The organism is Streptomyces atriruber (genome assembly GCF_001418325.1).
Classification (GTDB): domain Bacteria; phylum Actinomycetota; class Actinomycetes; order Streptomycetales; family Streptomycetaceae; genus Streptomyces; species Streptomyces atriruber.
Genome location: NZ_LIPN01000484.1, coordinates 1 through 12,907 on the forward strand (window position 1 = coordinate 1; position 12,907 = coordinate 12,907).

The window sequence follows — 12,907 nt, forward strand, 5'->3', positions numbered from 1 at the left end:
CTGGCCGACCGCCTCGGCGACGGCACTCCGCAGCCCGCCTACCCGGCCGCCGAACAGCTCGCACAGGCCGAGCACCGGCTCGCCGCGCTGCACGACCGCACGACCGCCGATGCGGCACTGCCCGCTCGGGCCGTGCGGCGCGCCTTTCGCGCCATGGACGCGGAAGTGGCTTCCCTGCGAGCCGAGTTGGAGCGGCCGGGCGCCCTCTGGACGGGCGGCCCCTGCCACGGCGACCTGCATCTGTCGCACCTGCTGTGGCAGCCGCCCACCCTGATCGACCTCTCCACCCCGAGCACCGCTCCCACCGCACCGGGCTGGGCCGCGCAGTCACCGCTGGAGGACCTCGTCGCGCTGCAGCGAGGCCTGGAGTACTTCGCCGCGGACGAGGCCGCCTTCGAGACCGCCGGCCGCCTGGAGGTCGACTCCCTGGAGACCATGCTCGGCTCGCTCGACGGCGCACCCCACCTGCCCGCGGCCCAACAGGACCAACTGCGGCAGGTGTTCGCGGTCGCGGACCACTGGCGGGAGCGCGTGCGCGAGCTGCTCCTCGGCCCCGCGTCCGCCGGACCGCTGCGGCGGCTGCTCTATCTGCGCCGACTGCTCCACGAACTCGCCTACAACCACGCGCACACGCGCCCCTACCACGCCGCGATCGACCTGCGCCACGCCCTGCGGCTCGGCGAGGGCGGCAGCGGCGCCCACCGCGAACCCGAGGACGTGAGGCCGTGATGACTTCCGAGACCGGCGTACCGGTCGAGCCCCGCATGCACATCATCGAGACCTACTTCGAGTGCTGCGGCTTCGACCACACCTTCTTGCAGGGCGGCACCTCGGTGTACCTGTGGAACCTCTCGCGGGCCTTCGCCGCGCGCGGCCACCGGGTCTCCATCGTCACTCCGGCGCACGGCAGGCTGGACGACCTGCGGTCGCGCTACGACGTGGAGGACCTGCCGTACGAGGACACGTACACCCTTCCGCTCGTCCTGGACCCGCAGGTCTGGCGGGGCTTCCCCGCCGAGGCCGCGATCGAGCTGCGCACGACGGCGCACCGCATCCGGCTGGACGGCGTCGACCTGTACTTCCTCTCCAACGACCACCTCGACCGGCTGCCGACCACGTTCTATCCGCCCTACTCCGCCAAGGGCCGCGACCTGGTCTTCTTCAAGCCGCTCGTCTTCCAGGTCGACAGCGTGCGGTTCCTGCGCGGCTGGTTCGGCGACGAGCGGGCGATCGTGCACGCGCACGAGCCGTACTACCACTATCTGCTGCCCGCCGCGCTGCGCGACGACCCGGCGAAACTGGTCGTCAGCACGGTGCAGAGCAATATGCCGATCGCGAAGAAGGTGTACGGGCCGAAGGTTCGGCGGCTCCTCGAACTCCTCGACGCCAAGGCCGAGTCGACGACTCACGCGCAACGCGGGGAAGGCCCGTATCCGGCGGCCGTTCTCCAGTACCAGCAGCTCACCCACCTCCACTACGCCTACCCGCCCGACCACGTCGCGCTCTACGAACTCACCGCCGAGCACTCCGACCTGATCGATTTCCTCTCCCCCGGGCAGCTGGACTTCTACGCCTCCTTCCGCGACACCCCGTTCGCCGAGCTCTTCGAGCGGCTTCCGATGGCGGATGTCGTGCGGCGCAACGCTCACAAGATGTTCGTGGGCGGGTGCGCCATCTCCGACGAGTGGCTCGCCCGGGACCCGGCCGACGTCGACCGGGCGGACGTGCTCGGCGGCCTCGGCCTCGATGCCGCCCTGCCCACCTTCTTCCACAACGCGCGTTACGCGGTCCACCACAAGGGCCAGGTGGAGCTGGTCCGGGCCGTGGACCGGGTGCTGAGCGAGGGGCTCGCCGCCAACTTCGTGCTGCGCTGCATCGCCGGAGAGGGCATCGACGACCCCTACTTCCACGAGGTCGCGCGACGGCACGCGGGCCGACTGCACCTGGAGTGGGAGCGGGTCGACGAGCAGCGGGTGTTCGCGTACGCCGCGAGCTGCGACTTCTGCCTCTTCCCGTCCAAGTTCGAGATGGACACCTTCCTGATCGCGCAGGGCGAGGCGATGGCGTGCGGCGCCGTGCCCATCGCCACCGACCAGGAGGGCATGGCGCACTTCCGGCACGCCGAGGGCCCCGCGACGGGCACCGGATTCGCCGTGAACCGGTCGTTCGCCGAGGACGACGAGCTGCTCACCGCGGCGCTCGCCGACCGGATCCGGGAGGCGGTGACGCTGTGGTCCGACGAGCCGGACCGCTACCGGGAGCTGTCGGCGCGGGCGTCCGCCGTCGCGCGCGCCTTCACCTGGGAGCGCTGCGCCGAGCTGCATCTGGCCGCCTTCGGCCGCCTCTGGCGGGGCGAGCCCACCGAGCCGCCCGTCCGACTCGCCCTGCGGCACGGCTGGTTCGAGCAGCTGCGGGACACGGCGGCGGAGGCCGAGGCGGTCAAGGAGGCGGCCGTCGCGCACGGCGCCGTGGACGTCTACGAGCGCCACGCGCCCCTGGACGCCGAGGCCGCGCGCCGGATCTTCGGCACGGCCTGGCGACGGGCCGACTTCGCCGCCTGCGAGCGGGTCGTCGACCGGGCGCCGGGCGGGGCGATTCCGCGGCGGGACGTGGACCGGCTGCGCGGTCGCTGCCGCGTGGGCGCCGACGGCCGCATCGTCTACCGGCTCCCGCACGCGGAGCGCGTCGAGCTGATCACCCCCTCCGAAACGGGCGCGGACGGCCGCGCCCTCCCCCGCGTACAGCCCCTGGAGCGCACCGCACCGGGCGAGTTCAGCGGCCCGGCACCCGATGGGCCCGGGGCACGGCTGCTCCTGACGCTGTCCTCGGGGCGCGTGACATGGGACGAGGTGCACCATGGCTGATCCGGACGCGACGCACGCGACGGGCGCGGTCCGCACGGTGCTGCTCGCGGGCGGCGAAGGGCGGCGCATGGGGCCGCTCGGTGCGGGGCGGCTCAAGCCGCTGGTGCCGTACGGCGGGGCCTGCCGTCTCATCGACTTCAGCCTCGCCAACGCGCGGTCCTCGGGCCTCGGCGAGGTGCTGCTGCTCTCCCAGCACGAGGAGCGGCAGCTCATGGACGACCTGCACCGGGTGTGGAACCAGGGGCCTGACTTCCGGGTGCACTTCGGCCCGTACGACACCGCGTACGCCACCTCCGAGGCCGCGCTTCCGGCGGAACTGCCCGCCCGCACCTGGCCGTTGGAGCGGGGCACCGCGGACGCGCTGATCCGCAAGAGCAGGTACGTCTTCGAGGGCGCCGACGGCCGACGCGATCCGGAGCACGTCCTCGTCCTGCACGCCGACCACGTCTACCGCTTCGACTACCGGCCGCTGATCGACGCCCACCGCGCCTCGGGCGCGGCGCTCACCCTGGCGTACCAGCGCATCGACCCGCGCTGGGTGCACCTGTTCGGCATGGTCGAGTTCGACCCGCGCGGGCGGCTCACCGCGTTCGTGGAGAAGCCGGAGGTCGCCACGAGCGACCTGGTGTTCGCGGCCTTCTGCGTCTTCGACGCGGCCGTGCTGCGCCGGTACCTGGAGCTGCTGGACGGCACCGGCTGGCAGCACGACATCAGCAGGGACGTGATCCCGGCGATGCTCGCGGCCGGCGAGCACATCCGCGGCCACGAGGTGGCGGGGCACTGGGAGGACATCGGCACCGTCGAGCGCTACCACCGCGCGCACCTCGCCCTCGCCGCCTCTCCCACGGCCGGACTCCCCGTCGGGCGCATGCCGTGGACCGTGGCTCCGGACGTGCGGCGCGCCTGGGTGTCGGACCGCTTCGGGGTGCGCGCGTCGGTGGTCCCCGCGGACCTGGTCAACGACGGCCGGGTGGAGGACAGCGTGCTCTTTCCCGGCGTGCGCATCGGCGCGGGTGCCCGGGTGCGCCGCAGCGTGGTGCTGCCCGGCGCCAGGATCCCCGCGGGCGCCGACATCGACTCGGCGGTCGTCCTGGAGGACGGGCACATCCAGCAGACGGACATCCGGCAGACAGCATCCGGCATCCACGAGACAGAGGGAGCACGCGCATGAGCGAGCCGCAGTACGACGTCCTGGTGGTCGGCGGCGCCGGGGTGGACACCATCGTTCGCGTCGAGGCGCTGCGCCTGCCGCCCGGCGACTCGGTGTTCGTGCCGCCCGTGTACGACTACGTGGCGCACACCGGCAACGGGGTCGCGCTCGGCTGGCACGCCCTCGGCCTGGCCACCAAGTTCATCGACTTCCTCGGGGACGACGTGCAGGGCCGCTCCGTCCTCGACGCGTACGCCACCCGCGGCCTCGACTTCAGCCACGTGGTGTCGCCGCACGGCACGCCGCGCGGCGTCAACCTGGTCGACCCGCAGGGCCGCCGCTTCTCCTTCTACGACGGCCGGCACCCCGCGGACCTGCGGCTGCCGCGCGACTTCTACCTGCCGCACCTGGAACGCGCCCGGCACGTCCACCTCTCCATCACCGGCACCAACCGCGACATGTACGACGACATCCGCAGGCTCGGCGTGACCTGTTCGACGGACCTGCACGACTGGGACGGGCACAACCCGCACCACCGCACCTACGCCCTCGCCTCCGACCACGTCTTCCTCAGCGCGGCCGCGATCCACGACCGGCTCGACGAGGTGCTGCGCTCGATCCTCGACGACGGCAGGGCGCGCCTCGTCGTCGCCACGGACGGCGCGGACGGCTGCCACGTCCTGGAGCGCGGCGACACGGAGGTGCGGCACTTCCCCGCGGTGCGGCCGGAGCGGCCCGTGGTCGACAGCAACGGCGCGGGGGACGCCTTCGTCACCGCGTTCCTGCACTCCCTCTTCGAGGGGCGGCCGGTGGCGGAGTGCGTGCTCGCCGGGTCCGTGTCCGGGGCGTTCGCCTGCGGCAGCGCGGGCACCCACACCGAGTTCATCGACCTGCTGGGGCTGCGGAGCGCGTGTGCGCGCGCGAGCGCCGCGGCGGCCGGCTGAGGGAGCGGCAGGCACGTGCACATCATCAACTTCTCGTACGAGTGCGGCGGTTTCGACAACCGGCTGATGCGGGGCGGTCTCTCGCCGCTGGTCTGGAACCTGTCCCGCGCATACGCGGCACGCGGTCACCGCGTGTCGGTGATCACCCCGGCGCACGGCCATCTCGACCGGCTCCGGGAGACGTTCCCGGTCGAGGAGCTCGACTACCGCGCCGACCACGTGGTGCCGCTCGTCCTCGACCCCAAGGTGTGGCCCGGCCATCCGGCGGAGATCGCTGTCGAGCTGACCACGCGCGCCTACCGGCTCCGCCTCGACGGCGTGGACGTGTACTTCCTGTCCAACGCGTATCTGGACCTGCTGCCCGACCGGCTCTACCCACCGCCCGGTCTGGAGGGCAGGGACCTGGCGTACTTCAAGCCGCTGGTCTTCCAGGTGGACGGGGTGCGCTTCCTGAGGTCCGGCGCGGTCTCCGAGGCGGCCGGGCCGGAGCCCTCGATCGTCCACGGCTTCGAGCCGTACTACCACTACCTGCTGCCGCCGGTGCTCGCCGCCGACCCGCGGCACCGCACCGTGAGCACCGTCGCGGCCAACGCGCCGGTCGGCCAGCAGGTCTACCGGCCGCAGGTGGCACGTCTCCTCACGCTGCTCGGGGCCGACGAGGCCATCGACCTCGACGCGCTCGACGGCCCGCTGCCACCGGAGGACAGCGCGGCGGCCACCGTGGCGCGGGCGCTGGCGGGCACGCGGATGCACCAGGAGCGCCGACCCGATCACGTCGGCGTGTTCCCCCTGGTCGCCGCGCACGCGGACCTCGTCGACTTCGTCTCGCCCGGCCAACGCGCCTACTACAGCACCTTCGAAGGCACCCCCTTCGAGGCGCTCTTCGAGACGCTGCCCCTCGCCCGCGAGCTGCGCGCGCATCCGCACAAGCTCCTGATGGGCGGCTGCGGGGTGGCCGACAGCTGGCTCGGCCGGGATCCGGGGAGCGTGGACCGCGCCGCGGTCCTGAGCCGCCTCGGCCTCGACCCGGCGCACCCCGTCTTCTTCCACTCGGCCCGCTACGCCGTGCACCACAAGGGCCAGCTGGAGCTGATGCGCGCGGTGGAGGAGGTCCTCGCCACCGACCCGGACATCGGCTTCGTCATCCGCTGCTCGACGGGCGGGGGCGGCGAGTCCGCCGCGACGGTCGCGAACGCCTACTTCCAGAGCGTCGCCGACCGCCACCCCGGCCAGGTGTACCTGGACTGGCGGCTGGCCGACGAGGACACCCTCTTCGAGCAGGCGGCCTGCGCCGACTTCTGCGTCAACCCCTCCAAGTACGAACTGGACGGCTTCCTCATCGCCCAGGCCGAGGCGATGGCGTGCGGGGCCGTGCCGATCGCCACCGACCAGCGGGTCACCGGTCACTTCGGGCACGCGCGGCCGCTCACCGACCCGGCGGCGACGGGGTTCTCCGTGCGCGGCTCGTTCCGTGACGACGACCCCGGGCTCGCGCGCGAACTGGCCGCGCGCATCCGGGAGGCCGCCGCGGTCTTCCGCGAGGACCCCGGCACGTACGACCGCCTGTCGGCCAACTCGCGCCGCGTCGCCCGTCAGTTCACCTGGACGCGGAGCGCGGAGCTGCGCCTCGCCGCGTTCGGCCCCCTGCTGCGCGGCGAACGGCTCCCGCTCCCCGTGGCGGAGACGATCGCCTACGGCTGGTTCGACGCGCTGGACGACGCGGACTTCGCCCTGCACGGCGAGCGGATCGCGCGGGCGGCGGCCGAGCGGGGCGACGCGGCGACGTACGCCCGGTGCGCCCCGCTGGACGCCGCCGCCCAGGAGCGGCTCTTCGAGGCGGCCCACGCACGCGCGGACTTTGCGCGGTGCGCGGAACTCGTGGCGCTCACGGGCCGCGACGACTGGGCAGGGCGGCTCACCGACCGCTGCCGTCTGACCCCGCCCACGGACGGCGAGGGAGACGGCGGCCGGTGGCGGGTCGAGTACGTCCACGCCGGGGCCGAGCGCGTGGAGGTGGTCGTGGAGTCGGGGGGCGCGGCAAGGCCGGGGGCGTCGCCCGGTCCCGCGGCACGGCCCGGCGCGTCGCTGGAGTCCGCCGCCGAAGCCGTCGCCTCGGACGAGGCCGTGCCCGTCGGGAGCGGGGCCGGATTCCTGGCGCTCGGGCCGGGGGACGACGGCACGTTCCGCGGGGCCCTGGACGGGCCGCCCGTGGGGCGGGAACTCGTCGTCATGGTGACCCTGCGCTCGGGGCGGGTCGCCTGGGACGCGGTCCCGGTCGCCGGGTCGGCGCCCCCGCCCTACCGGGTCGTCGCCACCGATCTCGACGGCACGCTGCTGCGCGGCGACCTGTCCGTGTCGGACCGCACCCGCCGGGCCCTCGCCCTGGCCACCCGGGCGGGCGCGCACCATCTGGTCGTCACCGGGCGGCCCGCCGCCGCCTGCAGGCAGTTCCTCACCGCGCTCGGATACCGGGGCATCGCGGTCTGCGGGCAGGGCGCGCAGCTCTACGACGCGGGCGCGGACCGCCTCCTCGACTCCGCACGGCTGGACCTCGCACTGGCCCGGTCGGTGGTCGGTCGGGTCGAGGAGGTGCTCGGCACCCTGGAGCTCGGGGTCGTCACGGCGCCGCCCGAGAGCCGTTTCAAGGTGACGCCGCGCTTCGGCGAGCGGGTGCGCCACGGATGGGACGTGACGGCCGACCGCGAACGGTTGTGGTCCGGCCCCATCGACAAACTGGTCCTGCACCATCCAGGGGTGCCGGAGGACGAACTGGCCGCCGTCACCCAGCGGTTGTGCGGCGACGACGTGTCCGTCGTGCACTCCGTGCAGGGCATGGTGGAGGTGCTGCCGCTCGGCGTCACCAAGGGCGCGGGGGTCGCGCGGGCCGCCCGGCTCCTGGGTTTCACGGCCGCCGACACCGTCGCGTTCGGCGACATGCCCAACGACATCCCGCTCCTCGCCTGGGCGGGACACGGGGTGGCCGTCGCCAACGCCCATCCGGAGGTGCGCGCCATGGCCGACGAGATCGCGCCGGGCAACGACGAGGACGGCGTCGCCGTCGTCCTGGAACGGCTCTTCACCCCGGCGCCGACCGCCGCACCGAGACGAGGGGCGCTCACATGACGAGGAACTCCCCCACCGCGGGCGGCCCGCGCGAAACGGACGCGCTCACCGCACTCGCCCGCGCCCACGGCGTGGCCGCCGCCTACACCACCGACCGGGGCCGCCGCGTCGACGTCTCCCAGGACACGCTGGTCGCCGTCCTCGCGGCGTGCGGCGTGGACGCGTCGACGGAGGCGACGGCGCGCGCCGCCCTCGAAGCCCACCGGCGGGAGCGGGCAGGGCGGCTGCTGCCGCCATGCGTGGTGCTGCGGGTGCCCACAGCGGGTGTCCCGAACGACGGGCCCGCGCTCCCTGCCCTCCCCCTGGACCTCCCCCGGGGCGCCGACGTGCACGTCCGGCCGGAGTCCGGCGGCACCACCGGCCTGACGCCCGCACTCCCTCCCGGCCACCACACCCTCCACGTCCGCGCACCCGACGGGCGGCGTGCGCACGCGCCCCTGCTCGCCGTGCCCGACCGCCTGCCCGCCCCGCCGGGCCGCACCTGGGGCTTCCTGGTCCAGCTCTACTCCGTGCTCTCGCGCCGCTCCTGGGGCATGGGCGACCTCGGCGACCTGGCCGAGCTCGCCTCCTGGTCGGGGCGGGCCCTGGGCGCGGGGTTCGTCCAGCTCGGGCCGCTGCACGCCGCGGAGCCCGGCCCGCTGCCCGATCCCTCCCCCTACCGGCCGAGCTCGCGGCGCTTCGCCGACCCGATGCACGTCCGCGTGGAGGCGGTGCCCGAATTCGCGTATCTCGACCCGGCGGCGCGCCCCGTCGTGGACCGTCTCGTCGCCCGCGCCCGACAGCTGAACGAAGCGGTGCTGGACGGGAGTTCGCTCATCGACCGCGAGGCCGTGCGCGACCTCAAGCACCGGGCGCTGCGCGCCGTGCACGACGTGCCACTGTCGCCGGGGCGGGCCGCGGCCTTCGCCGCGTTCGTCGCCCGGGAGGGGCAGGGCCTCACCGACCACGCCACGTGGTGCGCGCTCGCCGACGTGCACGGCGGGGCGTGGCGGTCCTGGCCCGCCGAGCTGCGCGACCCCCGCTCCCCCGCCGTGGCGCGGGCCCGGCAGGAGCTCGCCGGGGCCGTCGACCACCACCGGTGGCTCGCCTGGGTCACCGACGAGCAGCTGGCGGCCGCGCAGGCCGCGGCGGTCGGTGCCGGGATGCCGGTCGGGCTCGTCCACGACCTGGCGATCGGTGTGGCGCCCGAGGGGGCCGACGCCTGGGCCCTGCAGCGCTGTCTGGCCGCCGGCATGAGCGTGGGCGCGCCGCCGGACGACTTCAACCGGCGGGGCCAGGACTGGGGCCAGCCCCCTTGGCGGCCGGACGCCCTGGCCGCCGAGGGCTACCGGCCCTTCGCCGAGCTGCTCCGGTCCGGGCTGCGGCACGCCGGTGCCCTGCGCGTCGACCACGTGATGGGCCTCTCCCGGCTGTGGTGGGTGCCGGAGGGGCGTCCGCCCACCGAGGGCACGTACGTCGAGTACGACCGGGACGCCATGCTCGGGGTCCTCGCACTGGAGGCGTACCGCGCGGACGCGGGCGTGATCGGCGAGGATCTCGGCACCGTCGAGGACGGCATGCGCGAGGAGCTCGCCGCCCGCGGCATGCTCGGCACGTCCGTGCAGCGCTTCGAGTACCTGGGCGGCTCCGCGGGACGGCAGGGCCCGCTGCCGCCCGACCAGTGGCGGACGGACTGTCTGGCCACGCTCACCACCCACGACCTGCCCACGACGGCGGCCTGGCTCTCCGGCGAACACGTGGACCTGCGGGCGCGGCTCGGGCTGCTCACCCGGCCGGCGGCCGAGGAGAAGGCGGCGGCCGCCGCCGAGCGCGACGGCTGGCTCGCCGAGCTGGCCCGGCTGGGGCTGCTGCCCGACCCGGACGGCGAGATCGCCGCCCTGCACCGGTTCCTGCGCCTCACCCCGGCCCGGATGCTCGGCGTCTGGCTGCCGGACGCGACGGGCGACCGCCGCCCGCAGAACCTGCCGGGCACCGCCACCGTGCACCCCAACTGGCGGCTGCCGGTGGCGGACGCGCGGGGCCGCCCGGTCCCGCTGGAGGAGCTCCCCGCGTCCACGCTCGTCCGCGTCCTCGCCGACGTCTTCGCGCCCCGGACCCGGCCCCCGGACGAGCACCACACGCACGACACCGAGAACGTGAACGAGAACGACACCAAGGAGAGTCATGGCAGGCCAGGTTCTTGCTGAGGCCGAGGGGGTCCGTGAGGACTCCGGCGGCTTCGACCTGCTCGCACCGGACGGCACCGGCTACCGCGTCGACGTCACGGGCGGGGTCTTCCACCCGGACAATCCGCTGCTCGCCCGGTACGTGGCGGGCCGCCGCGTGGTGGCCTTCATCGGCCCCACTGTGGACCGCATCTACGGGGAGCGGCTGCGCGGCTACCTCACCGCCCGCCTGGAGCCGGGCAGTTGGAGCGTGCACACCATCGCCACCGGCGAGCGCAACAAGTCGCTCACCTCGGTGGAGGAGATCTGCGCGACCGCCAAGGCGGCGGGCCTGGACCGGCACGGCGTGATGCTCGCGGTGGGCGGCGGCATCGTCGCGGACGTCGTCGGCTTCGCCGCGTCCATGTACGCCCGCGGCATCCGCTACATCAAGGTCAACACCAGCCTGGTGGGCCAGGTCGACGTCGGAGTCGGCGTCAAGACCGGCGTCAACGCCCTGCACACCAAGAACATGTTCGGCGCCTACCACCCCGCCCACGCCTCGCTCAACGACCCGGCGCTCCTGGACACCCTGCCCGCGCGCGAGATCCGCTGCGGTCTCGCCGAGATCGTGAAGATGGCGGTGATCCTCGACGGCGACCTGTTCAGGACGCTGGAGCGGCACCCGGACGCCTTTCGCCGCGCCCCTTCCGGCACGGGTGGCGCCGATGTGGAGACGTACGTCATCCGCACCGCGATGCGGCTCATGATGGAGGAGCTCTGCCCCAACCTGCGCGAGCACGAGCTCGCCCGGCTCGTCGACTTCGGCCACACCTTCAGCCCGGTGATCGAGACGGCGGGCGGCCACCGACTGGCCCACGGCGAGGCGGTCGCCGTCGACATGGCACTCTCCGCGCACCTCGCGCGCCTCCTCGGCCTCACCGACGCGGAGACCTGCGAGCGGATCGTGACCCTGCTCGAACGGATCGGGCTGCCTGTGTACGACCCCGCCACCTGCACGCCCGAGCTGATGACGCAGGCCCTGCGCGCCTCGTGGCAGCGCCGCGGCCGCAAGCTGCACCTGGTCGTGCCGACCGCCCTCGGCAAGGCCACTTTCGTCGACGAGCTGGAGCACCTGCCGACCGAGACGCTGCGGGCGGCCCTGGACGCGCTGGCGGACCGGGCGGTGCGGCGCGATGGCTGAGGACGCGGCGGGGACGGCGACGGGCCGAGGGCGCCCGGCCAACGTACGGGATCTGCTGACCGCCAAGGAGCACGACCACGGCGGCCTCGGCACCATCCTCGCGCACCGCATCTTCACCCGCGAGGCGGGCGCTCCCGGTGCCGAGTTCATCGATCTGGCCGTCCTGCCGCCCGGCACGTCCATCGGGAGGCACCGGCACGGCTCGGACCGTGAGACGTACGTCGTGCTCTCCGGGAGCGGGCTGATGTTCCGCGACGGAGCGGAGTTCCGGGTCGCGACGGGCGACGTCGTCGTCAACCGACCCTACGGCGAGCACGGCCTGCTCAACGACTCCGACGCCACGGATCTGCACCTGCTGGTCTTCGAGGAGGCAGTGCATGACCACGACGGACGCTGACCGGCCCTTCACCGTGCTGGACGTGGGCGGAACCACGCTGCGGGTGGGGAGTTACACCCCCGCTTCCGGCCGCCTCTCCGGGGTGCGCCGCGTCCCTGTCGAGGGCATGGCCCTCCATCCGGAAGCCCCCGTGCCGGAGCTCCAGGAGCGGGTGGTGGAGCAGATCGTGCGCGAGGTCGGCCGGCACGGCGCCGGGACGGGTTCGGCGCCGCGCGCGGTCGGGATCGCCTTCGCGGGTCCGGTGACGGCGGAGGGTCTTGTCGTCGCGGCACCCACGGTGTGGGGACGGCGCGGCGAACCCCTGCCCCTCGGCGCGCTGTTGAGCGAGCGGATCGGTGCGCCGGTCGCCGTCGTCAACGACCTCACGGCGGCGGCCTGGCGGTACGCCGCCACGGAGCCCGAGCCGTTCTGTCTCCTCACCGTCAGCTCGGGCATCGGCAACAAGGTGTTCCGCGGCGGTGACGTGCTCGTCGACCCCGCGGGCCACGGCGGTGAACTCGGGCACTGGGTCTGCGATCCCTCGCCCGACGCGCCGCTGTGCGACTGTGGCGGGCGGGGGCATCTGGGCGCCGTGGCCTCCGGGCGCGGCGTGCTCGCGGCGGCCCGGCGCACGGCGGCCGCCGATCCGGCCGGGTTCGCCGCGTCCCGGCTCGCCGCGCTGTGCGGGGGCGGCCATCCCGACGCGATCGGGAATCCGGCGCTGGCCAAGGCGATCGGAGAGGGCGACCCGTTCGCCACGGCGGTCCTGCGCGGCACTCTCGTACCGCTCGCCCAGGCCGTCTCCGCCGTCTTCACCTCGATCGGCGTGTGCCGCTTCATCCTGATGGGCGGCTTCGCGCTGGCGGTCGGGGAGCGCTACCGGGAGCTGCTGGTCGCGGAGTTGGTGCGCCAGGGGTGCTTCGGGCTCGGCGCGGATCGCGTGGACGCCCTGGTGACCCTCGGCGCCCCCGACGACGACCACGGCCTGATCGGCGCGGGCCGCCTCCTGACCAGCAGGACCGCCGCCGCGAACGGAAGTCCGAACGGACGCCCGCCCCGTTTCCCCCTCCGCACGGACAGGCCCTCCGGATGACCACCGACC

8 protein-coding genes and 1 pseudogene are annotated in these 12,907 nt (G+C 74.3%); all 9 read left to right on the top strand.

Annotated features, from left to right (window positions below; all coding sequences use genetic code 11):
• Positions 1–729, top strand: a pseudogene (locus tag AOK03_RS36595) (hypothetical protein); the annotation flags it as partial.
• A complete protein-coding gene (locus tag AOK03_RS36600) occupies positions 729–2,864 on the top strand; it encodes a glycosyltransferase (RefSeq protein ID WP_244177891.1) in 2,136 nt (711 codons plus the stop codon). The pseudogene AOK03_RS36595 and the gene AOK03_RS36600, both read left to right, overlap by 1 nt.
• A complete protein-coding gene (locus AOK03_RS36605) occupies positions 2,857–4,035 on the top strand; it encodes a sugar phosphate nucleotidyltransferase (protein ID WP_055569698.1) in 1,179 nt (392 codons plus the stop codon). The genes AOK03_RS36600 and AOK03_RS36605 overlap by 8 nt, the downstream gene beginning before the upstream one ends.
• Complete coding sequence (locus AOK03_RS36610) at positions 4,032–4,958, top strand: carbohydrate kinase family protein (RefSeq protein ID WP_055569699.1); 927 nt, start codon at positions 4,032–4,034, stop codon at positions 4,956–4,958. The genes AOK03_RS36605 and AOK03_RS36610 overlap by 4 nt, the downstream gene beginning before the upstream one ends.
• A gap of 15 nt (positions 4,959–4,973) precedes the next feature.
• Positions 4,974–8,081 carry an HAD hydrolase family protein gene (locus tag AOK03_RS45280; RefSeq protein WP_425264446.1) on the top strand — a complete coding sequence of 1,036 codons (3,108 nt, stop codon included), beginning with the start codon at positions 4,974–4,976 and terminating at the stop codon, positions 8,079–8,081.
• Positions 8,078–10,267, top strand: a complete 2,190-nt coding sequence (malQ, locus tag AOK03_RS36620; protein ID WP_079075185.1) for a 4-alpha-glucanotransferase — start codon at positions 8,078–8,080, stop codon at positions 10,265–10,267. The genes AOK03_RS45280 and malQ overlap by 4 nt, the downstream gene beginning before the upstream one ends.
• Positions 10,245–11,429: a sedoheptulose 7-phosphate cyclase gene (locus AOK03_RS36625; RefSeq protein ID WP_055569700.1), complete on the top strand. Its 1,185-nt coding sequence runs from the start codon at positions 10,245–10,247 to the stop codon at positions 11,427–11,429. The genes malQ and AOK03_RS36625 overlap by 23 nt, the downstream gene beginning before the upstream one ends.
• Complete coding sequence (locus AOK03_RS36630; protein WP_055569701.1) at positions 11,422–11,826, top strand: cupin domain-containing protein; 405 nt, start codon at positions 11,422–11,424, stop codon at positions 11,824–11,826. The genes AOK03_RS36625 and AOK03_RS36630 overlap by 8 nt, the downstream gene beginning before the upstream one ends.
• Positions 11,807–12,898 carry an ROK family protein gene (locus AOK03_RS36635; protein WP_079075186.1) on the top strand — a complete coding sequence of 364 codons (1,092 nt, stop codon included), beginning with the start codon at positions 11,807–11,809 and terminating at the stop codon, positions 12,896–12,898. The genes AOK03_RS36630 and AOK03_RS36635 overlap by 20 nt, the downstream gene beginning before the upstream one ends.
• The last annotated feature ends 9 nt before the right edge of the window (positions 12,899–12,907 follow it).